This window comes from Microbacterium sp. S1037, from assembly GCF_048381605.1.
Classification (GTDB): domain Bacteria; phylum Actinomycetota; class Actinomycetes; order Actinomycetales; family Microbacteriaceae; genus Microbacterium; species Microbacterium testaceum_B.
The window spans coordinates 2,261,630-2,286,066 of sequence record NZ_JBLWIG010000001.1 but is presented as its reverse complement, the minus strand read 5'-3'; the positions used below and the strand labels follow the sequence as shown (position 1 = coordinate 2,286,066).

Annotated in this window: 21 protein-coding genes; 1 reads left to right on the top strand and 20 read right to left on the bottom strand. The window is 69.6% G+C overall.

Annotated features, from left to right (window positions below; genetic code table 11):
• Nucleotides 1–4: 4 nt before the first annotated feature.
• From hisD to dnaE, 3 genes are all read right to left on the bottom strand, one after another.
• Nucleotides 5–1,306 carry a histidinol dehydrogenase gene (hisD, locus tag ACMW4R_RS10330; protein WP_418299839.1) on the bottom strand — a complete coding sequence of 434 codons (1,302 nt, stop codon included), beginning with the start codon at nucleotides 1,304–1,306 and terminating at the stop codon, nucleotides 5–7.
• Nucleotides 1,307–1,376: 70 nt separating this feature from the next.
• A complete protein-coding gene (locus ACMW4R_RS10325) occupies nucleotides 1,377–2,738 on the bottom strand; it encodes a hypothetical protein (protein WP_418299838.1) in 1,362 nt (453 codons plus the stop codon).
• Nucleotides 2,739–2,832: 94 nt separating this feature from the next.
• Entirely contained in the window at nucleotides 2,833–6,297 is a 3,465-nt protein-coding gene (gene dnaE, locus ACMW4R_RS10320; protein WP_058626465.1) for a DNA polymerase III subunit alpha, read from the bottom strand.
• A gap of 187 nt (nucleotides 6,298–6,484) precedes the next feature.
• Between dnaE and ACMW4R_RS10315 the strand changes: the two genes are divergently transcribed.
• A complete protein-coding gene (locus ACMW4R_RS10315; RefSeq protein WP_418299837.1) occupies nucleotides 6,485–6,967 on the top strand; it encodes an NUDIX domain-containing protein in 483 nt (160 codons plus the stop codon).
• A gap of 6 nt (nucleotides 6,968–6,973) precedes the next feature.
• Here the strand turns inward: ACMW4R_RS10315 and ACMW4R_RS10310 are convergent, their stop codons facing one another.
• From ACMW4R_RS10310 to rsmH, 17 genes are all read right to left on the bottom strand, one after another.
• On the bottom strand, nucleotides 6,974–7,897 hold the full coding sequence (locus ACMW4R_RS10310) for an RluA family pseudouridine synthase (RefSeq protein WP_058595998.1): 924 nt from the start codon (nucleotides 7,895–7,897) through the stop codon (nucleotides 6,974–6,976).
• Nucleotide 7,898: 1 nt separating this feature from the next.
• Entirely contained in the window at nucleotides 7,899–8,486 is a 588-nt protein-coding gene (gene lspA / locus ACMW4R_RS10305) for a signal peptidase II (RefSeq protein ID WP_058614076.1), read from the bottom strand.
• Nucleotides 8,487–8,495: 9 nt separating this feature from the next.
• Nucleotides 8,496–9,116 (bottom strand): DivIVA domain-containing protein, encoded by a 621-nt coding sequence (locus ACMW4R_RS10300; RefSeq protein WP_418299836.1) that lies wholly within the window; start codon nucleotides 9,114–9,116, stop codon nucleotides 8,496–8,498.
• Nucleotides 9,117–9,236: 120 nt separating this feature from the next.
• Nucleotides 9,237–9,539, bottom strand: coding sequence for a YggT family protein (locus ACMW4R_RS10295; RefSeq protein ID WP_058596001.1), 303 nt, complete (start codon nucleotides 9,537–9,539; stop codon nucleotides 9,237–9,239).
• Nucleotides 9,540–9,545: 6 nt separating this feature from the next.
• On the bottom strand, nucleotides 9,546–10,019 hold the full coding sequence (locus tag ACMW4R_RS10290; RefSeq protein WP_058596002.1) for a cell division protein SepF: 474 nt from the start codon (nucleotides 10,017–10,019) through the stop codon (nucleotides 9,546–9,548).
• 31 nt (nucleotides 10,020–10,050) lie between these two features.
• Entirely contained in the window at nucleotides 10,051–10,734 is a 684-nt protein-coding gene (locus ACMW4R_RS10285; RefSeq protein WP_418299835.1) for a YggS family pyridoxal phosphate-dependent enzyme, read from the bottom strand.
• A gap of 63 nt (nucleotides 10,735–10,797) precedes the next feature.
• Entirely contained in the window at nucleotides 10,798–11,985 is a 1,188-nt protein-coding gene (gene ftsZ, locus ACMW4R_RS10280) for a cell division protein FtsZ (protein ID WP_058596004.1), read from the bottom strand.
• Between the two features lie 151 nt (nucleotides 11,986–12,136).
• Nucleotides 12,137–13,090, bottom strand: a complete 954-nt coding sequence (locus ACMW4R_RS10275) for an FtsQ-type POTRA domain-containing protein (protein ID WP_058626446.1) — start codon at nucleotides 13,088–13,090, stop codon at nucleotides 12,137–12,139.
• 2 nt (nucleotides 13,091–13,092) lie between these two features.
• Nucleotides 13,093–14,499 (bottom strand): UDP-N-acetylmuramate--L-alanine ligase, encoded by a 1,407-nt coding sequence (gene murC, locus ACMW4R_RS10270; RefSeq protein ID WP_058596006.1) that lies wholly within the window; start codon nucleotides 14,497–14,499, stop codon nucleotides 13,093–13,095.
• Between the two features lie 52 nt (nucleotides 14,500–14,551).
• The gene (locus ACMW4R_RS10265; protein WP_418299834.1) at nucleotides 14,552–15,625 is read right to left on the bottom strand and encodes a UDP-N-acetylglucosamine--N-acetylmuramyl-(pentapeptide) pyrophosphoryl-undecaprenol N-acetylglucosamine transferase; all 1,074 of its coding nucleotides are present in this window, start codon (nucleotides 15,623–15,625) and stop codon (nucleotides 14,552–14,554) included.
• A gap of 17 nt (nucleotides 15,626–15,642) precedes the next feature.
• Nucleotides 15,643–16,881, bottom strand: coding sequence for a putative lipid II flippase FtsW (ftsW, locus tag ACMW4R_RS10260; protein ID WP_418299833.1), 1,239 nt, complete (start codon nucleotides 16,879–16,881; stop codon nucleotides 15,643–15,645).
• 5 nt (nucleotides 16,882–16,886) lie between these two features.
• On the bottom strand, nucleotides 16,887–18,401 hold the full coding sequence (gene murD, locus ACMW4R_RS10255; protein ID WP_418299832.1) for a UDP-N-acetylmuramoyl-L-alanine--D-glutamate ligase: 1,515 nt from the start codon (nucleotides 18,399–18,401) through the stop codon (nucleotides 16,887–16,889).
• Entirely contained in the window at nucleotides 18,398–19,504 is a 1,107-nt protein-coding gene (gene mraY, locus ACMW4R_RS10250; RefSeq protein WP_058596010.1) for a phospho-N-acetylmuramoyl-pentapeptide-transferase, read from the bottom strand. Before mraY ends, murD begins: the two co-directional genes overlap by 4 nt.
• Nucleotides 19,501–20,913 carry a UDP-N-acetylmuramoyl-tripeptide--D-alanyl-D-alanine ligase gene (locus ACMW4R_RS10245; RefSeq protein ID WP_418299831.1) on the bottom strand — a complete coding sequence of 471 codons (1,413 nt, stop codon included), beginning with the start codon at nucleotides 20,911–20,913 and terminating at the stop codon, nucleotides 19,501–19,503. Before ACMW4R_RS10245 ends, mraY begins: the two co-directional genes overlap by 4 nt.
• 64 nt (nucleotides 20,914–20,977) lie before the next feature.
• Nucleotides 20,978–22,774, bottom strand: a complete 1,797-nt coding sequence (locus tag ACMW4R_RS10240; protein ID WP_058596012.1) for a peptidoglycan D,D-transpeptidase FtsI family protein — start codon at nucleotides 22,772–22,774, stop codon at nucleotides 20,978–20,980.
• 4 nt (nucleotides 22,775–22,778) lie between these two features.
• A complete protein-coding gene (locus ACMW4R_RS10235; RefSeq protein WP_058596013.1) occupies nucleotides 22,779–23,414 on the bottom strand; it encodes a hypothetical protein in 636 nt (211 codons plus the stop codon).
• Nucleotides 23,411–24,364, bottom strand: coding sequence for a 16S rRNA (cytosine(1402)-N(4))-methyltransferase RsmH (gene rsmH / locus ACMW4R_RS10230; protein WP_058596014.1), 954 nt, complete (start codon nucleotides 24,362–24,364; stop codon nucleotides 23,411–23,413). Before rsmH ends, ACMW4R_RS10235 begins: the two co-directional genes overlap by 4 nt.
• Between the last annotated feature and the right edge of the window lie 73 nt (nucleotides 24,365–24,437).

Sequence of the window (24,437 nt, the reverse complement as noted above, 5' to 3'; positions counted from 1 at the left end):
CGATCTATGCGGGGAAACGGGCCGTGACGGCCTCGCCGTGCGCGGGCAGAGCCTCGGCCTCCGCGAGGGTGACGATCGCGTCGTGCACCGAGCGGAGGGCTTCGCGGTCGTACTCGATCACCTGCTGCGGGCGGAGGAACGTCGCGGCCGACAGCCCCGCGCCGTAGCGCGACTGGCCACCCGTCGGAAGCACGTGGTTGCTTCCCGCCAGGTAGTCACCCAGGCTGACCGGGGTGTAGGGGCCGACGAACACCGCACCGGCGTTGACGAAGTCCTGCGGCCGGGGATCGGCGAGGTGGAGTTCGAGGTGCTCCGGGGCATACGCGTTGCTGAAGGCGGTCGCCTGCGCGAGGTCGTCGACGAGCACGACCGCGGACTGCGGCCCCTCGAACGCGGCGGCGACGCGCTCGCTGTGCCGGGTCGCGGCGACGCGCTCGGGAAGGGCCGCGCGGACGGCGTCGGCGAGAGCGGTCGAGTCGGTGACCAGCACGGCCGAGGCCTGCTCGTCGTGCTCGGCCTGGCTCACGAGGTCGGCCGCCACGAGCACGGCGTCCGCGCCGGAGTCGGCGACCACCAGGATCTCGGTCGCGCCGGCCTCGGAGTCGGTGCCCACGCGTCCGGCGACGGCGCGCTTGGCCGAGGCGACGAAGTTGTTCCCGGGACCGGTGACGACGTCGACCGGGTCGAGGCCGAGGCTGGCCACACCGGAGGCGAAGGCGCCGATCGCTCCGGCACCACCCATCGCGTAGACCTCGGTGACGCCGAGCAGACGGGCCGCCGCGAGGATCACGGGGTGCACACGGCCCCCGAACTCGCGCTGCGGCGGGGAGGCCAGAGCGATCTCTCGGACGCCCGCCACCTGGGCCGGGACGGTGTTCATCACGACGCTCGAGGGGTAGACCGCCTTGCCGCCCGGGACGTACAGCCCGACGCGGCGCACGGGCTGCCAGCGCTGGGTGACGCGTGCCCCGGGGCCGAGCTCGGTGACCACGGGGGCAGGGACCTGAGCCGCCGAGGCCGCGCGCACGCGCGTGATCGCCTCTTCGAGCGCCGCGCGCACGCCCGGATCGAGGGAGTCGAGCGCTTCGTCGAGGTGCGAGGCGGGGACGGCGATCGCGTGGTCGGTCACGTAGTCGAACTGCGCCGCCTGCTCGCGCAGGGCCTCCTCACCGCGCACGGCGACGTCGTCGACGATGCGGGCCGCGATGACGAGGGCTTCGTCACGCGCGCTGTCGGCGCGCGGAACGACCGCGAGGAGCTCGGCGGGCGAGAGCACACGGCCACGGAGATCGATGGTACGGAGCATGAGACCAGGCTACCGGCCGCCCGGGAGCCCCCTTCCGCGGGAAGGGGCGCTCCCAGACTGTCGTCAGGCTTCAGCCGCGGGTGATGCCGGACACGTCGTGCAGGTAGCCGATCCGGCCGTCGTCGTGGCGGATCACGAACGTCTCGCCGCGATCCTCGATCACGAGTGCCCACGCGGACGGTCCGATGCGGAAGATCGGCGTGCCGTAATCGTCCACGACCTCGCGATCGACGGGCGCGAGGGCCCAGAAAGCCTGCGTCGCCGGGTGCGCGGATTCGGCGGGCGAGTGGTGGATACCGGTGATCACATCGGTCGGGTGATCGTCGGACGGGTTCGCGTGATCCGGAGCGACCGCGGCATCCTCTCCCTCGTGGGAGTGGTCCACGGCCGGCAGGACCGAGGTGGGCGGGTCGTTCGGCGCCGGGCGGGGCCCTTCAGTCGATCGCACGTAATCGCCGGGGCTGGCAGCGGCCTCCACGTGCGGGGCCGACGCGGCGTCGGTCGCCCGACGAACGGTCGAACGGCGAGCCGGGCGCGCCGTGGCCGGGCGCGGGACGACGGGACGAACGGGGCGCGCGTTGCGGTGCGCGGGCACCTCCTCGCGATCGGCGAAGTCACCGGCGAAGGGAGGAAGGAACGGAGCGGCGACGGTCAGCACGACACCGGCGAGCATCAGCACGGCCTCGACCCACACGACCCAGGAACGAACCCAGCCGCCGGTGTCGATCGCGATCGACACCGTCTCCCAGAGCCACGCCACCCACACGAACGCCGCCACGGAGAAGGCGACGGACGCGAACTGGTCGATCCCGAGGGAGCCGACACGGCGGATCCCCTGCGGCGACAACCGACGGAGGACGAGCAGTCCGACGGCGATCGTCGGCAACGCGACCGCGGGAATCCACCAGAGTCCCGAGAGCCAGACGTTGCTGCCTCCGACGAGCAGTCGAGCGGCTCCGGTGACGTTGTTGTCGGGGAAGAACGACACGAGGAACGCGACGGCCCAGATCCCCAGGAGCGAGACCTCGCGGACCGAGAAAGGGCCCACCGCGTACGACACCGCACCGCGTGCGACGGTGGACGTGGAGGACGTGGACGGAAGTGACACGTTGTGCGTGTTGACGTGCGAACGCGCCGACACCTGTCCGGAGGCATCGCCGTGGCCCGTGTCGCCGCGGCCGGTGTCGTCGCCCAGGTCGGCGTCCTCGTCGCCGACGTCACGCGACTCCGCGCGCTCGTTCGCGCCGGGGACGTCCCCGGCGGGCCCATCGGATACGGGCGTGTCGGTCTCGCCCTCGTCGACGGCGGAGGAGGGGGATGCCATGGACGAGCGCGCGAGGCGCGGACCGGACACCTCAGGGGCAACGGCCGATTGCGGTTCGTCGCCCGAGGGGCTCATGTGCGCGACGGATTCGTCAGTGCGGTCGGTCACGATCTTCCTTTCCGAGGGCACGAGAGTGCCCCGTACGGTTTTCGAGCGTGTCGCGCCGGTGCCCCTCGGACACCGGTGCGCGACCTCGCGCGTGTCAGCCCAGGCAGTTCGGCCCGAGCAGTCCCTTCAACTCACCGAAGAGATCGGCGGTCACGCGAACGGGCAAAGGCACCTCGAAGACCTTCGCCGTCCCACCTTTGTGAAGCTTGAGAAGCACCTCGGTATCGCCCGCATGCCGCTGCAGCGTCTGTGCGAGCTCCCCGATCAGGGCTTCGTTGGCGCGCTGCTCCGGGACGACGAGCGTCAGGCCGCTCGCCGCGTCCATCCCCTCGAGGTCGGGGGCGAAGGCGGACTGCGCGTGCAGGTTCAGCCCGTCGTCGCGGCGGGACACGCGGCCGCGCACGACGAGGATCGAGTCACCCTGCAGGATCGGAGCGAACTCGGCGTAGGTCTTGCCCATGAACATCACGGTGACCTCGCCGTTGAAATCTTCGACGGTCACCATGCCGTAGGGATTTCCGCTCTGTTTGGCCACACGGTGCTGCACGCTTGTCAGCAGACCCGCGACCGTCACCTGATCCCCGTCCTGCACGTCCTCCGACGAAAGCAGGTCGTGGATCGAGGTCGACGCGTGCTTCGCGAGCGGGACCTCGAGGCCCGCCAGAGGATGGTCCGAGACGTAGAGCCCCAGCATCTCCCGCTCGAACGCGAGCTTGTCCTTCTTCGTCCACTCGGGGCGTTCCGGCACCTTCGACACCTGCTGCGGCTCGTCCCACAGCGAGTCGAAGTCGAAACCCACCTCGCCGTTGGCTTCGCGCCTCTTGTCTCCGACCGCGCCCTCGCACGCGTCCTCGTGGATCTCGAGCAGCGCTCGACGCGTCGAACCGAGGGTGTCGAAGGCTCCGGCCTTGATCAGCGACTCGACCGTGCGCTTGTTGGCCACGTGCATCGGCACCTTGGCCAGGAAGTCGTGGAACGAGGTGTACTTCGCCTCCTGTCGAGCGGCGACGATCCCGTCGACGACGTTGGCACCGACGTTGCGCACCGCTCCGAGGCCGAAGCGGATGTCTTCGCCGACGGCGGCGAAGAAGCGGATCGACTCGTTGACGTCGGGGGGCAGCACCTTGATGCCCATGCGGCGGCACTCGTTGAGGTAGACGGCCATCTTGTCTTTGGAGTCGCCGACGCTCGTCAGCAGCGCGGCCATGTACTCGGCCGGATAGTGCGCCTTGAGGTACGCCGTCCAGTACGACACCAGCCCGTAGGCAGCCGTGTGCGCCTTGTTGAACGCGTAGTCGGCGAACGACTCGAGCACTTTCCACAGCGTCTGCTGCGCGACCTCGCCGTAGCCGCGCTCGGTCATTCCGCCGAAGAAGATCTCTTTCTGCTTGTCGAGCTCGCTCTTCTTCTTCTTGCCCATCGCGCGGCGCAGGAGGTCGGCCTGACCGAGCGTGTACCCGGCAACGCGCTGGGCGACGGCCATCACCTGCTCCTGGTAGACGATCAGGCCGTAGGTGGTGTCGAGGATGTCGGCCAACGGCTCTTCGAGCTCGGGATGGATGGGCTCGATCTCCTGCTGCTTGTTCTTTCGCAGCGCGTAGTTGATGTGCGAGTTCACGCCCATGGGACCGGGGCGGTACAGAGCGAGCACCGCCGAGATGTCCTCGAAGTTGTCGGGCCGCATCAAGCGCAGCAGCGACCTCATCGGGCCGCCGTCGAGCTGGAAGACGCCCAGCGTGTCGCCGCGGGCGAGGAGCTCGTAGGACGCCGCGTCGTCGAGAGCGAGGTCTTCGAGCACGAGCGGATGGCCCCGGTTCGCCTCGATGTTGTCGAGGGCGTCGTTGATGATCGTGAGGTTGCGCAGCCCCAGGAAGTCCATCTTGATCAGGCCGAGCGACTCGCACGCGGGGTAGTCGAACTGCGTGACGATCTGGCCGTCCTGCTCGCGGCGCATGATCGGGATGATGTCGATGAGCGGCTCGCTCGACATGATCACGCCGGCCGCGTGCACGCCCCACTGACGCTTGAGGTTCTCGAGCCCGAGGGCCGTGTCGAACACGGTCTTGGCCTCGGCGTCGGTCTCGATGAGCGTGCGGAACTCGCTCGCCTCTTTGTAGCGCGGGTGCTCGGGGTTGAACATGCCGTCGAGCGGCATGTCTTTGCCCATCACGGCGGGGGGCATGGCCTTCGTGAGCTTGTCGCCCATGCTGAAAGGGAAACCGAGAACGCGCCCGGCGTCCTTCAGCGCCTGCTTGGCCTTGATCGTGCCGTACGTGACGATCTGCGCGACGCGCTCGTCGCCGTACTTCTCGGTCACGTACTGGATGACCTCGCCACGGCGACGGTCGTCGAAGTCGACGTCGAAGTCGGGCATCGAGACGCGGTCGGGGTTGAGGAACCGCTCGAAGATGAGGCCGTGCTGCAGCGGATCGAGGTCGGTGATCTTCATCGCGTACGCGACCATCGAGCCGGCACCCGAACCACGACCGGGACCGACGCGGATGCCGTTGTTCTTGGCCCAGTTGATGAAGTCGGCGACGACGAGGAAGTACCCGGGGAACCCCATCTGCAGGATGACGTCGGTCTCGTACTCGGCCTGCTTGCGCACCGCGTCGGGGATGCCGCCCGGGTAGCGGTCTTGCAGGCCGTTCTCGACCTCTTTGATCATCCAGCTGCCCTCGGTCTCACCCGGCGGCACGGGGAAGCGCGGCATGTAGTTGGCCGAGGTGTCGAACTCCACATTGCACCGCTCCGCGATGAGCAGCGTGCTGTCGCACGCCTCGGGGTGGTCGCGGAAGACCTGGCGCATCTCGGCGGGCGACTTGACGTAGTAGCCGTCGCCGTCGAACTTGAAACGCTTGGGGTCGTCGAGCGTCGACCCCGACTGCACGCAGAGGAGAGCGGCATGGCTCGTCGCGTCGTGCTGGTGCGTGTAGTGAAGGTCGTTGGTACCGACCAGGGGGATGCCGAGGTCTTTCGAGATCTTCAGCAGGTCGCCCATGACCCGGCGCTCGATCGACAACCCGTGGTCCATGATCTCGGCGAAGTAGTTGTCTTTGCCGAAGATGTCTTGGAACTCTGCCGCCGCGGCACGGGCCGCCTCGTACTGCCCCAGGCGGAGACGCGTCTGCACCTCGCCGGACGGACACCCGGTCGTCGCGATTAGTCCCTTGCTGTAGGTCTGCAGCAGCTCGCGGTCCATGCGCGGCTTGAAGTAGTAGCCCTCCATGCTCGCCTTGGAAGAGAGCCGGAAGAGATTGTGCATGCCCTCGGTCGTCTCGGACAGGAGGGTCATGTGCGTATAGGCGCCCGAACCCGAGACGTCGTCGCTCTGTTGCTCGGGCGTGCCCCAGCGCACACGCGTCTTGTCGGAGCGGTGTGTTCCCGGCGTGACGTAAGCCTCGATACCGATGATCGGCTTGATGCCCGCGTCTTTCGCGGTCTTGTAGAACTCGAACGCGGCGAAGGTGTTGCCGTGGTCGGTGACGGCGATCGCGGGCATGCCCTGTTTGACGGCCTCCTGCACCATCGGACCGATGCGCGCGGCTCCGTCGAGCATCGAATACTCGCTGTGCACGTGAAGGTGAACGAAGGAGTCTGCTGCCACGTGACGAGTCTACGTTCGGCCTCCGACATCGCGTCCGGAAGTTCAGAGCGGACCCTCAGGTGCCACCCGCGCGTCGCGGACGGGACGCTCACGCCCATGCTCACGGCCGAGGTCGAATCGACTCGGCTACGGTGGGCGCGTGCCCACGCCAGACTTCGTCCTCGAGCTTCGCCGCCTCGTCGGCACCCGCCCCTTGCCGCTGGTCGGCGTGACCGCCGTGGTCGTGCGCGACGACGTCGTCCTGCTCGGACGGCGCAGTGACAACGGCCGCCTGACCCCGATCACCGGGATCGTCGACCCCGGAGAAGAGCCCGCGGATGCCGCTGTCCGCGAGGCCGCGGAGGAAGCCGGTGTTCGTATTCGCGCCGACCGACTCGCCTGGGTGCATCAGATACCCCGCGTGACGTACGCCAACGGCGACCAGAGCGACTACCTCGATCTCGTCTTCGCCTGCACGTGGCTGTCGGGTGAGCCCGAGCCCGTCGACGGCGAGATGACCGAGGTCGGATGGCATCCGATCGCCGGCCTCGACGAGCTTCTGGATGACGAGATGCGCGCTCGCGTCCGCGCGGGACTCACCGACGGGCCGGCGCGATTCGAGCAGAACGCCTCGCCCGCGTGACCGGAGTCAGAATCCGTCGCGAAGGATCTCGAGCGCGTGCGCGAGGTCGGCGGGGTACGCCGACTCGAAGCTGACCCACTCCCCCGTCGCGGGGTGGGTGAAGGCGAGCCGGTGGGCGTGCAGCCACTGACGCTCGAGTCCCAGACGGGCGGAGAGCGTGGGATCGGCGCCGTACAGGGGGTCGCCGACACAGGGATGCCGATGAGCCGCCATGTGCACACGGATCTGATGCGTGCGCCCGGTCTCGAGGTGGATCTCGAGGAGCGACGCGCGAGGGAACGCCTCGAGCGTCTCGTAGTGGGTCACCGAGTCTTTCCCGTCGGGAACGACCGCGAACTTCCACGAGTGGTGCGGATGACGCCCGATCGGCGCGTCGATGGTTCCCGACAGCGGGTCGGGGTGCCCCTGAACGACCGCGTGATAGATCTTGTCGACCTCGCGCTCCTTGAACGCGCTCTTCAAGAGCGTGTAGGCGCGTTCGGTCTTGGCCACGACCATCAGACCGCTCGTCCCGGCGTCGAGCCGGTGGACCACGCCGCGGCGCTCGGCCGGCCCGCTCGTGGCGATACGGAACCCCGCCGCGGCGAGGGCTCCGAGCACGGTCGGCCCCTCCCACCCGACGGAGGGATGAGCCGCCACGCCCGCGGGCTTGTCGACGACGACGATGTCATCGTCGTCCCAGACGATGCCGAGGTCGGCGACTTCGACGGGCACGATTTCGGGCTCGCGCTTCGGTTCCCACTCGACGCTCAACCACCCGCCGCCACGGAGCCGGTCGGAGCGAGCGACGGAGCGCCCGTCGATGCTCACCCCGCCCGCGTCGGCGATCTCGGCAGCAAAAGTCCGCGAGAAGCCGAGCATCTTGGCCAGCGCCTGGTCGACGCGCGTTCCATCGAGCCCGTCGGGAACGGGGAGGTGTCGCGACTCCATGTCAGCGAGAACCGGGGTCGGTCGCGGCGTCGACGCTGTCGTCGGGCGCGGCGGTATCGGCCGCGCGGGATGCCCGCGTCTCGCGCGTTCCGTCGAGACGGAGGCCGAAGAGCACCAGCAGCGCGACGGAGATCATCATCGAGACGATGAACACATCGGCGACGTTGTAGATCGCCGGCATCATCCACGGGGTCGAGATGAAGTCAACGACGTGACCGACGGGGAAGCCGGGTTCGCGGAAGAGCCGGTCGCTCAGGTTGCCCAGCACGCCGCCGAGCAGGAGACCCAGCACGACCGCCCACAGCCGCGAACGGACCCGCGTGACCGCGAGGAAGAGGATGACGCACGCCACGACCGCCAGGGCGATCGTGAAGATCCACGTGACGCCCTCGCCGAGCGAGAAAGCCGCCCCGGGGTTTCGCACGAGGTACAGCTGGAGCGCCTCGCCGATGACGGGGACGACGCGCTCGGGAGGGAGGTTCTCGATGGCGATCATCTTCGCCAACTGGTCGGCGGCCAGCACCACCACCGCGAGGATCGCGATGAGGATGCTGGCCGCCGCCGAACGCAGGGGAGGTCGACTGCGCAAAGAGTCGGCCTACAGACCGATCGCCGACACGGGCGTCGAGCCCGAGGACGACGCGGTGGTGTCGAGGTCGCGGAGCTGACCCTCGATGTAGGAGCGGAGCTGCGAGCGGTAGTCGCGCTCGAAGTTGCGCAGCTCGGTGATGCGACCCTCGAGGGTGACGCGCTCCTTCTCGAGACGGGCGCGCTCTTCGCGGCCCTTCTGCTCGGCCTCGGCGACGATGGACGCCGCCTGCGCCTGTGCCTCGCTGATGAGCTGGTCGCGCTGGGCCTTGCCCTCGGCGACGTGCTCGTCGTGCAGGCGCTGAGCCAGCTCGATGATGCCGGCGCTCTGCGCGGCGGGAGCCGCGTCGGCCTCGACCGCGGGGGCCTCAGGAGCCACTGCGGGCGCCTCGGCGACGACCGGCTCTTCGACCTTGGGCGCCTCGGCCGCGGGGGCCGCGGCCACCGGGGCCGCCTCGCCGGACTCGAACGCGGCGAGCTTCGCCTTCAGCTCTTCGTTCTCGGCGATCGTCTTGCGCCACTCGACGACGATCTCGTCGAGGAAGTCGTCGACCTCATCGGGGTCGAAGCCCTCCTTGAATCGCACGTGCTGGAACTGCTTGGTGACGACGTCATCGGGGGTCAGTGCCATGGTGTTTCCTCTTTCGAGAGCTCTGAGTTGGAACTGTTGGGGGTGTCGCACCGGGGCGTACCGCTTCGGAACAGCATAGCCGCCGCCCTCGACCGGTGTCGAAGGCGGCGGCGATCGAGGTCACAAGGCCGAGAGGGACCGCGTGACGCTCAGCAGTAGGAAGCACAGGAACATGGTGATCGCGAATCCGAAATCGAACGCGATCCCCCCGATGCGCAGGGGCGGGATGAAGCGACGGATCAGTCTGATCGGAGGATCGGTCACCGTGTACACGATCTCGGCGATCACGAGAACGGCGCCGCGAGGGCGCCACTCCCGGTTGAACATCGGGATGTACTCGAGCACGAGGCGCGCGAGCAGCAGCACGATGTAGATGAAGAGGAGCGCACTGAGAATCGAGCCGACCAGGCTCAGGACGGCCACGATCGCTTACTGAGGCGCGAAGGGCGCGACCTCGGGGTCGGCCTGCGCGATCGCCCCGTCTCCGGAGACGGCGATGTTCTCGGGCGAGAGCAGGAAGACCTTGCTCGTGACCCGTTCGATGCGTCCGTAGAGACCGAGCGACAGACCGCTCGCGAAGTCGATCAGACGGCGCGCGTCGGCGTCGCTCATCTGCGACAGGTTGATGATGACCGGGATCCCCTCGCGGAAGTTCTCGGCGATCGTCTGCGCGTCGCGGTACTGCTTGGGGTGCACCGTCAGGATCTCGCTGACCGGACCGGCAGCGGGCTGGCGCACCACGGCGGGCCGATGCAGGGGGGTCACGGGAGCAGCCTTCTCGATCGGCGCGGTCTGCTGCGGCTGCTGCTTGCGCGCGGCCGGCTGCGGCGCAGGCTCGTCATAGGTCTCCTCCTCGTCGGCGAGTCCCAGGTAAACCATCGTCTTCTTGAGCGGGTTCGACATCGCATCCTCCGTTCGCTCGTCTGTGTCGAGGCTATCCGCGCACGGGCCTCGGACCCGTGATTGCGGACCCGATCCGCAGGTGTGTCGCGCCCATTGCGATCGCTTCGGGGAAGTCGCCGGTCATCCCCGCCGAGATCCACGTCGCTTCCGGGACGACCGTGCGCACGACGTCCGCGCTCCGACGAAGACGCTCGAAGGCGTGAGCGGGGTCCTCGTCGAGCGGGGCCACCGCCATCACACCCCGGACGCGCAGCGACGCCAGTCCCGCGACGTGGGCGGCAAGGGCCTCCACCTCAGCCGGAGCGACTCCCCCGCGCCCGGTGTCGTCCGTCAGGTTCACCTGCAGCAGCACGTCGAGCGGATCACCCGAGCCCACGGCATCCAGAGCATCGGCGATACGCGAACGATCGACGGAGTGGACCACGTCGGCCGCGGCGCGGACGGCCCGCGCCTTGTTCGTCTGGGCCTGCCCGATGAAGTGCCAGCGGAGGTCGAGAAGGCTCGCCAGCTCATCGCGTTTGGCCGTCAGCTCCTGCTGTCGATTCTCGCCGACGTCGCGGACGCCCAGCGCGTGAAGGTCGCGAACGAGCGAGGCCGGGTGGAATTTCGTCACGACGATGCGCGTGATGCCGGCGAGATCGCGGCCCGCCGCGCGGGCGGCATCCGCGATGCGTGCATCGACGTCGGCGAGACGATCGGCGAGGGCGCTGGACATGGGTCTCCTTCACGACGCAGCGGGCCCGGCGAAGACCGGACCCGCTGCACTGCTCACTCGTGCTTACTTGAGGAAGTCCGGCACGTCGAGGTCGTCGTCGGCGAATCCACCGTCGTACGACGACTCGGGGACGTGGGCCGCGACGGGCGCGGGCTCGGGCTTGCGCTCGGGGGCGCGCTCGGTCGAAGCCTTCTGCTCCTCGGCCGCGTGCAGGTCGCGCGCCACGTCGTCGGCGGGGATGACGGGGACGACGGGTGCCGAGACGGAGCGCTGGGCACCCACCGCGTCGATGCGCAGCGACGGTTCTCCCCCGTCGAAGCCGGCGGCGATGACCGTGACGCGGACCTCGTCGCCGAGCGTGTCGTCGATGACCGTACCGAAGATGATGTTCGCCTCGGGGTGCGCCGCTTCCTTGACGAGCTGCGCGGCGTCGTTGATCTCGAAGATGCCGAGGTTCGATCCGCCCTGGATCGACAGCAGGACGCCGTGCGCCCCTTCGATCGACGCCTCGAGCAGGGGCGATTCGACGGCGAGCTCGGCGGCCTTGATGGCGCGATCCGCCCCCCGCGCCGAGCCGATGCCCATGAGGGCCGACCCCGCTCCCTGCATGACGCTCTTGACGTCGGCGAAGTCGAGGTTGATCAGACCCGGGGTCGTGATGAGGTCGGTGATGCCCTGGACACCGGCGAGCAGTACCTGGTCGGCCGTGGCGAAGGCCTCGATCATCGAGATGCCGCGGTCGCTGATCTCGAGGAGACGGTCGTTGGGGACGACGATGAGGGTGTCGACCTCTTCCTTCAGGCGCTGGACACCACCCTCCGCCTGGCTCTGGCGGCGACGGCCCTCGAACGAGAAGGGCTTGGTCACGACACCGATGGTGAGGGCGCCGATCGACTTGGCGATCTTGGCGACGACGGGAGCGCCACCGGTTCCGGTGCCACCGCCCTCGCCCGCCGTGACGAAGACCATGTCGGCACCGCGGAGCGCCTCCTCGATCTCTTCGGCGTGGTCCTCGGCGGCGCGACGGCCCACCTCGGGATCCGCACCCGCGCCCAGGCCGCGCGTCAGCTCGCGGCCGACGTCGAGCTTGACGTCGGCGTCGCTCATGAGCAGCGCCTGCGCGTCGGTGTTGATCGCGATGAACTCCACGCCGCGCAGGCCGAGCTCGATCATGCGGTTGACGGCGTTGACGCCGCCCCCGCCCACACCGACGACCTTGATCACGGCGAGGTAGTTCTGGTTGTGGCTCATGCCGGCCTCCGTTTGTCCCCGAACCCGAAACTCTAAACCTCATGTTGAGGGTTAAAGAATTGCCCGGTATGCAATTCCTTGACTTGAAAGTAGGCGGCGTTGTGGTCGCCGCCCGGTCGACACGCGGCGTGTCCGAGGATCGCTCCCGAGATCAGCGGATGACGCCGGCCTCGGGCGAGGTCACGTCGTACTCGCGGGTGCTGTCGGGCGGGCTCTTCTGCATCAGCAGGTCGAGAACACGGGCCTTCTCGGGCGAGCGGTCGGCGCTCCCCCACATCACGCGGGTGCCGGTCGCACCGAGGGTGAGGGTCACGTCGTCCGGTGTCGTCGCGGACACCGCGGTGACCTGCGAACGGATGCCGTCGGGCAGCGCGCGCATGACGCGTCCGGCCGCGCGGAACGGCTCGGACGACGTGCCCGCCGGAATGTCGAGCACCGGCTGCCCCGCGGGCGCCTGGGGGGTCGTGGAGAGGACGACGCCCGCCGCGTCGACCACCGTGAAGCCGGCCGCGGTCTGCACGACGCCGATGGGCGTGCGCTCCACGATGCGGACGACGAGGTCGTGCGGGGGCTGCGCCTCGAGCGTGTACGACTCCACCAGGGGGAAGCGCACCAGGGCGGCCTTGATCTCGCTGTCGTCGATGAGGGCGAGCGGAGTGCCGACCTGATCGCTGAGCGCTTCGGTGACCGCGGCCGCGTCGAGCTGCGACGTTCCCACCACGTCGACGCGCTCGAGGGCGAACAACGGGCTGTAGGCGGCCCCCACGGTCGCCACGACCATCACCGCGACGGAGACGCCGACCCCGATCCAGATCCGTCGACGACGACGCTGACGCACCGTGAACCGGCGGACCTCGGCGCGCAGCGCGCGGCGCCGTGCGCGCGAGGCGCGCCAGACATCGCGCAGGCCGGTCCCGGTCTCCTCCGCCGGGGGCGCGGCATCCGGGATCTTCTCGTCGCCTCGCCCGGTCGGGGCGATCAGCGGGACGACGGGCGCGGTCGCCCCGTCCGCGTCGGGCAGGGGCGGCTCGACGCGCGCCGTGGGCACCTCGGCCGGGCGGGCGCGCCGCTCCGGCGGCGAGGGCAGGGGCGAGGGCCGCTCCACGCTCAGACCGCCGCGGCCTCGGTGCGCGAGAGCGCCTCGAGCACCTGCGGGATGATCTGGTACACGTTCCCGCAGCCCAGGGTGATGACGTAATCTCCGGGCCGGGCGATGCGGGCCGTGTAGTCGGCGGCCGCCTGCCAGTCGGGGACGTAGTGCACGTGCTCGGGATCGGCGAACGCCCCGCTGACGAGCTCGCCGGTGACTCCGGGCACCGGATCCTCACGCGCGCCGTAGACGTCGAGCATGACCGTGTGGTCGGCGTGGGTCTCGAGGACCTCCGCGAATTCGCGGTACATCTCCTGCGTGCGCGAATACGTGTGCGGCTGCTGGATCGCGATGATGCGTCCCTCACCCACGACCGTACGTGCGGCCGAGAGAGCTGCGGCGACCTCCGTGGGGTGGTGCGCGTAGTCGTCGTACACGCTGACGCCCTGCGCGACGCCGTGCAGCTCGAAGCGTCGGACCGTCCCGCCGAAGCCCTCGACCGCGCGGGCGGCATCGGCGAGCGAGTGCCCGAGCACGCGCAGGACCGCGACGGCACCGGCCGCGTTGACGGCGTTGTGCGCCCCCGGGACCCGCAGCTGCACGTCGACGCTCTCGCCGTCGGCGGTCAGCGTGAAGGCGACGGGACCGTCGGTCCGGATGCCGCTCAGCCGGACGTCGGCGGCCGAGTCCTCGCCGAAGGTCACGACGTTCGCGTGCGTGATGCGCTCCCGCACGGCGCGGGCGCCCGCGTCGTCGGAGGAGATCACGACGGCTTCGCTCGCGGCATCCGCGAATCGGGCGAACGCGGCGTCGAACGCGTCGCGCGAGCCGTAGTGGTCGAGGTGATCGGGGTCGACGTTCGTGATGAGTGCGACGGCGGTGTCATAGAGCTCGAAGGTGCCGTCGGACTCGTCCGCCTCGATGACGACGAGGTCGTCGGAGCCCGTGCCGCTCGAGGCACCGAGGTCGGCGATCACGCCGCCGTTGACGAAGGTGGGGTCGACCTCGAGCGCGCGCAGCGCCGTGACGATCATGCCGGTCGAGGTCGTCTTGCCGTGCGCGCCGGCGACCGAGACGAGGCGGCGGCCGCCGATGAGCCAGTGCAGCGCCTGCGAGCGGTGGATGACGTGCAGCCCGCGCTCCTTGGCGGTGACGAACTCGGGATTCTCGGGCCAGATGGCACCCGTGTGCACGACCGTGTCCGCGTCTCCCAGGTGCGCGGCATCGTGACCGACGTACACGGTCGCGCCGCGAGCGGCGAGATCCCGCAGCGCGGCGCTGTCGGCGCGGTCGGAACCGGAGACCCGGATGCCGCGGTCGAGGAACATGCGGGCGAGCCCGGACATGCCCGAACCGCCGACGCCGATGAAGTGCGCGGAGGTGATGGTCTCGGGGATGGGGAGGCTCAGGTCGGGTCTGATCATGGCGTCTGCGAGTTTACGTCGCGGATCCTGCGTGCGAGCCCCGGCGCGCCCGTCAGCGCCTCAGGGCCTCGTCGATCATCGCGATGACGTTCTCGGTGCCGGCGCGAGTACCGGCGCGGGCGGCTGCGATGCGCATGGCGTCGCGTGCCGCGTCATCGCGCAGCAGCGGCACGATCTCGGAACGGACGCGATCGGGGGTGAACTCGACGTCGGGGATCAGGCGAGCCGCCCCCGCACGCACGGCTGCGGCGGCGTTCAAGCTCTGCTCGCCGTTGCCCACGGCGTACGGCACGTACACCGCCGGAATGCCCAGCGCATTGATCTCGCTGACGGTCGCGGCACCCGATCGCGAAACGATGAAGTCCGCGAGGGCGAAGGCCAGGTCCATCCGATCGACGTAGCGGACGACCGCGTACCCGGCGGCGCCGGGGTCGGGCAGGTCGGAGTTCTGCCCCGTCACGTGCAGGAGCTGCCAGCCCGCGTCGAGCACGTCGCGCCAGGCTCCGCCGAACGCCGTGTTCAGGCGCAGCGCCCCGAGCGAGCCGCCGAAGACGAGGAGCGTGGGGCGGGTGGCATCCAGATCGAAATGACGAGCCGCCTCGTCGCGGAGAGCGTGAGCGTCGAGGTCGACGATCTCGCGCCGCAACGGCATGCCGACGACCCGCGAACCGCGCAGGGGCGTGCCCTCGAACGCCACCCCCACCCCGGAGGCGCCGCGGGCGCCCAGGACGTTCGCAAGCCCAGGCTTGGCGTTGGCCTCGTGGACGACGAAGGGAACACGCTCACGGCGCGCCGCCACGTACGCGGGGGCGGCGGCGTATCCCCCGAAGCCCACGACCACGTCGACCCGGCGCTCGCGGATCATCCGCCGGACCTCGGCGACGGCACGGAGGAACCGACCGGGAAAGCGCGCCGCGGCGGCGTTCGGACGCCGAGGGAAGGGAACCTTGTCGACGAACAGGAGCTCGTAGCCGCGCAACGGCACGAGACGAGCCTCGAGGCCCTCGCGCGTCCCGAGGACGAGGACCTCGTCGGAGGCGTCGCGAGCGCGCAGACCGTCCGCGACGGCGAGCAGGGGGTTCACGTGCCCGGCGGTGCCGCCGCCGGCCAGAAGAGTGGTCGTCACTCGTTCGAGCCTAAACGTCAGCGGCGTCGGGCTGCGCGCGCGGGGGCCGCGGGCGTCTCGGAGCGGCGGTCGGGCAACGTCCGCGCGCACGACAGCAGGACACCGCACGCGATGAGCACCGACAGAAGCGACGTGCCGCCCTGCGACATGAACGGCAGCGGGACGCCGAGCACCGGGAAGATGCGCAGGACGACGCCGATGTTCACGAGCGCCTGCCCGACGATCCAGAGGGTGATCGCGCCGGCGACGATCCGCACGAAGGTGTCATCGGTGCGACGGATGATGTGGAACGCACCGACCGCGAACAGCGCGAACAGCAGCAGGACCACGAGGCATCCGATCAAACCGAGCTCTTCGCCGATGATCGCGAAGATGTAGTCGTTCGCGGCCGCCGGGAGCCAGTCGTACTTCTCTTTCGAGTTGCCGAGGCCGAGCCCCAGGAGCCCTCCGCTCGCGAGACCCCAGATCCCGTGCAGGGACTGGTAGCAGGAGGTGTAGTAGCAGGAGGCGTCGTCGGGGTTGAACAGGCTCGTGATGCGCGCCATGCGGTTCTCGCTGCCGACCGCCGAGGCGAGGACCACCCCCACCGACAGCACCGCGGGGACGATGAACATGCGGAGCTTGATCCCGGCGAAGAACAGGGCGCCGAGCACCACGAGGACGAGGATCATCACCGTGCCGAGGTCTTTCCCCCCCAGCACGGTCCCGATGACGAGGACGGCCACCGGCACGACGGGGATGAACACGTGCTTCCACGCGGTCAGCAGACGGCGTTTGCGGTAGAGCACCGCGCCCATCCACAGGGCGAGCGCGAGCTTCAGGAACTCGGCGGGCTGGAACTGGAACCCGGCGATCTGCACCCAGTTGCGGTTTCCGTACGACTCGATGCCGAGGCCGGGCACGTAGACGAGGAGCTGGAACAGCGTCGCGAAGATCAGGACCGGCCAGGCGATCTTCTTCCAGAACGCCATCGGTGCGCGGCTCAGGGCGAACATCAGCGGGATGCCGACCACGGCGAAGACGCCCTGTTTCAGGACGTGATCGAAGGGGTTCTGTCCGCCGTCGAGAGCCGAGGTCGCCGACAGCACCATCACGAGCCCGAAACCCGTGAGCAGGAGGGCAGCCGAGGTGATCAGCAGGAACTCGGTCGAGACCGGGCGGAAAGCTCGGCCCAGGGAGACCCGTGCGGCGAGGCCGGGGGTGGAGGGCTCGTCGGGTGTCTGCCGGGGCGGCGGGGCCGTCGTGGTCACTCGCATCCCCCTCAGAGCTGTCGGGTCGTTCCGTCTTCGTTCGCGAGCCATGCCCGCACCGCGTCGGCGAATCGCTCACCGCGGTCGGAGTACGACGCGAACTGATCGAAGGACGCCGCCGCCGGGGCGAGGAGCACGGTGTCTCCGTCCTGGGCGACGCCCGCCGCCAGTTCGACGACGCGTGTCATGACGTCCTCAGTCTCGGTGTGGTCGACCTCGAAAACCGGCACCTCGGGGGCGTGTCGCTCGAACGCCGTCACGACGGCCGCCCGCTCCGTGCCGATGACGATCGCCGCTCGGGCGCGAACACCGCGCGAACGGACGAGATCGCTGAGATCGACGCCCTTCAGCAGGCCGCCCACGATCCACACCGCGCCGGGGTACGCGGCGAGCGACGACGACGCCGCGTGCGGGTTGGTCGCCTTGGAGTCGTCGACCCACGTGACACCCGCGTGCGCGGCGACGACCTGGATGCGATGCGGGTCGAGGCGGAAGCGCTCGAGAGCGTCGTGGATGTCGGCCGGTGACACGCCGAGCGAGCGAGCGAGGGCGCTCGCGGCGAGGATGTTCGCCACCACGTGCGGCGCGGCGAGCCCGACCTCGGCCAGGTCGGCCACCGTCGTCAGCTCGAGGGCGGACGTGGCACGCTCCTCGAGGAACGCCCGATCGACCAGGATGCCGTCGACCACACCGAAGTCGCTCGGCCCGGGCACGCCCAGGTCGAAGCCGATCGCTCGAGCCCCCTCCTCGACCTCGGCGTCCTCGACCATCTCGCGCGTGGCGACGTCGGCCTTGTTGTAGACGCACGCCACGCGCGTCCGGGCATAGACGCCCGCCTTCGCGTCACGATAGGCCTCGGCGCTGCCGTGCCACTCGAGGTGGTCGTCGGCGAGGTTGAGGCAGACCGCGGCATGCGGGGACAGAGCCTCGGGCCCGGTCTGCCGGTTGAGGTACCAGAGCTGGTGGCTCGACAGTTCGACGACGAGGGCGTCGAAGCCGTTCGGGTCGCGGACGGCGTCGAGCACGGGGGTCCCGATGTTGCCCACCGGGGCGGCGCGCAGTCCGCCCGCGACGAGCATCTCCGCGGTGAGGCGCGTCGTGGTGGTCTTGCCGTTCGTGCCGGTGATGAGGATCCAGTCGGCCGGCGAGCCGTCGGGACGCACGACCTTGTCACGCACCCGCCACGCGAGCTCGACGTCTCCCCAGAGCGGGACGGCGTTCGCGATCGCCCACCGGATGACGGGGTGCGATGGGGAGAACCCCGGGGACGCGAGCACGACCTCGGGCGCGAAGTCGACCAGTTCGGCCGGCGGTTCCGCGAGCGGTCCGACGTGGAGCCGTGCCCCGATGACCGGCAGCAGGCGCGCGTACTCCTCGTCGGCCTTCTCGGTGACGACGAGAACCTCGGCGCCGAGCTCGGCGAGCGTGTCGGCGGCGGAGAACCCGGTGACCGACAGACCGAGCACCGCGACGCGCAGGCCGTTCCAATCGGCGTACCAGCTCGTGAGGGTGGAGAGATCGCTCATACGCGGGAGAGCCATTCGACGTAGAAGAAGCCGACGCCGGACACCGCGAGCAGACCCGCGATGATCCACATGCGCACGACGATGGTCACCTCGGGCCATCCCCTCATCTCGAGGTGGTGGTGCAGAGGGCTCATGAGGAACAGACGTTTACCCCGCGTGATCTTGAAGTACGCGCGCTGCAGGATGACGGACCCGGAGGCGATCACGTAAACGCCGGCGATGAGGATCAGCAGCAGTTCGGTGCGGGTGAGGATCGCCATGGCCGCGACCACGCCGCCGATGGCCATCGATCCGCAGTCGCCCATGAAGACCTTGGCCTTCGGGGCGTTCCACCAGAGGAACCCGACGAGCGCGCCGACGAACGACGCCGACACGATCGCCAGATCGAACGGATCGCGCACCGCATAGCATCCGGCCTGCACCGTGGGATCGAGGACGTCCGCGCACATCTGCTTGTTCTGCCAGAACGCCATCAGGCTGTAGGCGCCGATCACGAAGATGCCGGAGCCCGCGGCGAGCCCGTCGAGTCCGTCGGCGACGTTGACCGAATTGGATGCCGCGGTGCCGATGAGCGAGATCCACGCGAGGTACAGCAGCCACCCGACGATCGGGCCGAGCGCGAACAGCGACAGGACCTGGATGTCGCGGAAGATCGAGATGTACCCCGACGCCGGCGTCTGACCGAAGGCGTTGGGGAAGTTCAGCGCGACGACGGCGAACGGTACCGTCACGATGACCTGGCCCGCGATCTTGCGCCACCCCGACAGTCCGAGGCTGTTCTGCAGGCGCACCTTCATGTAGTCGTCGATGAAGCCCACGACGCCGAAGCCGAGCATGAGCCACAGGACCAGGAGTCCGGAGATCGTCGGAGGGTTGTTTCCGGCGTAGGAGCCGATGAAGTACCCGATGATCGTGCCCAGGATGAAGATCGTGCCGCCCATCGTGGGCGTTCCGCGCTTGGCCCCGTGGGAGGGGTTGTGCACGTTCTCGGGGGTACGGATCACCTGGCCCCAGCCCCACCGCCGGAACCATCGCAGGAAGACCGGCGTGAGGAACAGGGTGAAGGCCAGCGAGATCCCCGCCGATGTCAGTAGTGATCTCACGCGAACAACTCTCCCAGACGGTCGCCGAGGAAGCGCAGGCCGGCGGAGTTCGACGACTTCACGAGCACCCGGTCACCGTCACGGAGTTCGGTGGACAGGTAGTCGTACGCGGCGTCGGCATCGGCGAAGAAGACCGCCTCGCCATCCCACGATCCCTGGGCGATCGCCTCGAGGTACATGCGCCGCGCCTCGGGCCCGATCACGACGATGCGTTGGATGCGAAGGCGCACCGCCAGCAGGCCGACGCGGTCGTGCTCTTCATCGGCGTACTCCCCCAGCTCGCTCATCGCGCCCAGGACGGCGACCGTCCGCTCCCCGGGGCCGGTGATCTGCGCGAGGGTGCGAAGCGCCGCAGCCATCGAGTCGGGGCTGGCGTTGTAGGCGTCGTTGATGATGCGGACGCGGTCGGAGCCCAGCGGCTGCATGCGCCAGCGCTCGGCGATCTCGACGGTCTCGAGCCGCGCGATCGCGTCGGCAGCGGGCACGCCGAGCGCGGTGGCGGTCGCCAGCGCGGCGAGGGCGTTCATGACGTGGTGCTCCCCGAGAACGCGCAGGGTGAGGGTGTGCGGCTCTCCGTCGACGATCAGATCGGCGCGGGTCCCGGATGCCGAGACCTCGACGTCGACGGCGCGGACGGCCGCGCGCTCCCCCCGGCCGAACCAGCGGACGTCCTGCCCGCGGTCGCGCGCGAACGGCTCCATCGCGGCGACGCGCGGATCGTCGACGTTGAGCACGGCGAGCCCGCCCTCTCGCGTGGCGTGCACGAGCTCGCTCTTGGCGTGGAAGGTGGACTCGATCCCGCCGAATCCGCCGGCGTGCGCCATGCCCACCATGAGGACGACGCCGACATCGGGGGTGACGAGACCGGCCAGGTGCGCGATGGCTCCCGGCGCGCTGGCACCGAACTCGCTCACGAGGTAGCGGGTCTTCTCGGTCACGCGAAGCATCGTGAGCGGCGCGCCGACCTCGTTGTTGAATGACGCGCGCGGCGACACGGTCTCGCCCTCGTCGCTCAGGATTCGGGCGAGGAGGTTCTTCGTCGTGGTCTTGCCGTTCGAGCCGGTGATCCCGATGATGCGCAGATCGCCGTTCCGCCGGACCCGGGCCACCACGTCGCGGGCGAGGTCGGACAGCGCGGCCACGGCATCCGGGACGACGATCTGGGTCACCTCGTCGTCGACCTCCCGCTCGACGATCGCGAGGACCGCCCCGCGGTCGACCGCGGTGCCGACGAAGAGGTGCCCGTCGGTGGTCTCGCCGGGTTTGGCGACGAAGATGTCGCCCGGCTCGATGAGACGCGAGTCGGTGTCGACGAGACCCGCGACGAGGGTGTCGGGAGTGTCGCCCGCGCGGAGGACGAGACGCCCACCGATGGCGTCGGCGAGATGGGAGAGGCTCGTGGAGATCATTGCTGTGCGAACGCCCTTTCCGTGTCGCATTCGTTACCGAGACGAGACCGGCGTCGGCGGCGTCTCAGCCGAACTTGGGCAGTTCGGGGGTCGTGGTTCCGGACGGGATCACGCGATAGGTCTTGAGAACCTGCGTGAGGGCCTTCTGGAACGCGGGGGCGGTTGCCGCGGACGATTTTACCGTCCGCGGCTCGTCCAGGTTGACCTCGACGACGTACTGGGGGTCGTCCGCGGGGGCGAAACCGATCATCGTGGTGAAGTACGCGTCGCCCTTGTAGGCGCCGGTCTGCGGGTCGGTCTTCTCACCGGTACCCGTCTTGATCGCGACACGGTAGCCGGGGATCTCGACCTGCTTGGCGAGCGTGCCCTGCGTGGCGACGTTCTCGAGCATGAGCGAGACCTGCCGCGCGGCGGCCTCGGAGACCACGCGCGTGCCCTGCGCGTCGGGGACGTCGGTGACCGTACCGTCGGCGGCGGTGCAGCCCTCGACGAGAGAGAGCGGCATCCGCACGCCCCCGTTCGCGATCGTCTGGTAGGCGCCCGCGAGCTGCGGCACCGTCACCGAGATGCCCTGGCCGAACGTCGTGTTGTAGAAGGTCTGCTTGTCCCACTGCGAGGGGTCGCGCATGATGCCGGACGACTCGCCTGGGAAGTCGACCCCCGTCTGCTGGGTGAGCCCGAACTTCTCGAGGTACGAGACGCGGGTGTCGAGCGGGATCATCTCGCCGAACTTCGAGATGCCGACGTTCGACGAGTCGATGAGGACGCCCGTCAGCGTGTAGTTGTTCGCGCCGTGCGAGAACGAGTCGGACACGCGCGCATCACCGGGGAGCGTCTCGCTTCCGGACGCGGTGACCGTCGTGTCCGCGGTGAAAGCGCCCGAGTCCAGGCCGATGGCCGCGGTGATCGCCTTCATCGTCGATCCGGGTTCGTTCGGGTTGCCGAAGGCCGCACTCCCGCGGTCGTCCGCCGGCGTCGACGTCGGGTCGTTGGGGTCGACCGTCGGGTATTCGGCTAGGGCGCGGATCTTGCCGGTCTTGGCCTCGACCACCGTGATCGTGCCGCGCAGCGAGCCGGTGTTCTGCACCTGCTCGGCGATCAGCTGGCTGAGGTACCACTGCAGGTCGCGGTCGATCGTGAGCTTGAGGGTTCCGCCGTCGACGGCCGGCTCGGTCTCGACCTCGGTCCCGGGCAGCACGTTGCCGTCACGGCCCTGCTGGAAGACGACCTTGCCGTTCTGCGAGGCGAGGCACGCGTTGTCCGCGGATTCGAGCCCCGCGAGCGGTTCGCCGTCGCTGCCGACGAAGCCGACGAGGTTTCCGGCGACGGCGCCGTCGGGGTAGATGCGCCCCGCCTGCGGCGGGAAGCTGAGGAACGGCAGACCCAGCGCCGCGAGAGCGCGGTACTGCTCGGTCGAGACGCGCTTCGCCACATTCGCCCAGCGGGAGTCGGGGTTCGCCGCGACAGCGTCGGTCACGATCTTCTCGACGTCGGCCGGGTCCTGACCCGTGATCCCCGCGATCTGCGCCGCGATCTGGCTCCAGGTCTGGGTGACCTCGACGTTCCCGGAGTCGTCGCGGTCGGTCAGTCCCTGGGCCGCGAGCTTGGGGTCGATGTCGACGTCGTAGCGATTCACGCTCGCCGCGAGGGTCACGCCGTTCTCATCGACGATCGATCCGCGGGAGCCGTAGATCGTGCGCGAGTCCTGCATGCCCATGGCCAGCGAGTCGTCCACGTGTTCGCGGGCGTTCACGACCTGGATGTCGACGAGACGGACGACGAAGGCGATCAGCACCACCAGGACGACGCCCAGGGCGATCACCGTGCGTCGCCGCGGAGAACGGGTGAGGGAAGTCGTCATGTGCTTATCGTGTCGCGGGCGTCGGCAGACCGTCGCTGATCGGCGGGGGTGTCGCAGAACCAGCGGGCGGAGCCGTCTGATCGGGGGTCGCCGCGCCCGGCGTCGCCTCGGCGGGCGCGTTCGCGGCCGGCTCCGCCGGAGTCTGCGGCTTGGTGGCGAGCGGAACGCCCGAGATGAGGGCGTTGCGCACCGACCCGCGGCCGAGCGCGTCGACGGACGACACGTTCTCGGCGGGCTTCCCCGACCCGATCACGGCGCCGTCGCTGAGACGGAGGTAGGTCGGCGACTCGTCGATGACCATTCCGAGGGCGGCCGCGTTCGCCGCGAGGTACTGCGGCGAGCTGAGACCGGCCACGTCGTCGTTGAGGATCTGCTTCTGGTAGGTCAGGTCGCGCTGCTGCTGCGTGAGCGAGGCGATCTCGAAGGAGCTCTGCGTGGTGAGGATCGACAGCCCCATCTGCACGAGCGCGATGAGTACCGCCCCGGCGACGGCGATGACGCCGAAGGCACGACGCGGCGCGCGGCGACGCGCCGGCGCGGGAACGGCCTGCAGGCGACGGGGCTCGCGGATCGGCGTCGGGAACTCCGGCTCGAGTCCGGTGTGGACAGCCCGCAGATCGATGGCCTGGGGTGCGCTCATGCGTCCTCCTGGATTCGCTCGGCCGCACGCAGACGCACGGGGGTGGCGCGGGGGTTGGCCGCGCGTTCTTCGTCACTGGCGAGTTCGGCTCCGCGCACGAGGAGGCGGAACTTGGGCGCGTGCTCGGGAAGCTCGACCGGAAGACCACGGGGAGCCGTGGATGCCGTGGCCTCGGCGAACACGCGCTTGACCAGCCGGTCCTCGAGCGACTGGTACGACAGCACGACGATGCGCCCGCCCACGCCCAGCACCTTCAGGGCGGCGGGGATGGTGCGCTCGAGCACCGACAGCTCGGCGTTGACCTCGATGCGCAGGGCCTGGAAGACACGCTTGGCCGGGTGGCGCTCGCGCAGGACGGCGGCGGGCGTGGCCGCCTGCAGCACGTCGACCAGCTGACCCGACCGCTCGAGCGGGGCGTTCGCGCGCGCGGCGATGATGGCGCGCGCGTAGCGTCCGGCGAGCTTCTCCTCGCCGTAGCGCTCGAAGATCCGGCGCAGATCGCCCTCGCCGTAGGTCGCGAGCACCTCGGCCGCCGTGACGCCCGTCGTCTGGTCCATGCGCATGTCGAGCGGGGCGTCCTGCGCGTAGGCGAAGCCGCGCGAGGCCTCGTCGAGCTGGAGCGAGGACACGCCGAGGTCGAACAGGATGCCGTCGACCTTGTCGACACCCGCGGATGCCACGGCCTCCGCGATCCCGTCGTACACGGTGTGGACGAGGGTGACACGGTCGCCGAAGCGCGCCAGACGCTCCCCCGCGATGCGCAGGGCGTCCGTGTCGCGGTCCAGGCCGATGAGGCGCGCGGTCGGGAAACGCTCGAGGAACGCCTCGGAGTGCCCGCCCATGCCCAGCGTGCCGTCGACGAAGACGGCATCCGGTCGCTGGAGGGCCGGAGCCAGCAGCTCGGCGCACCGATCGAGGAGGACGGGGGTGTGGATGTCGCGGATGTCCATGAGATGTCGGGGGTTCTCCTCGGCTCTGATCCCCATCCGCATCGACCTGGCGCCGGGGAAGTGCGTCAGGGCA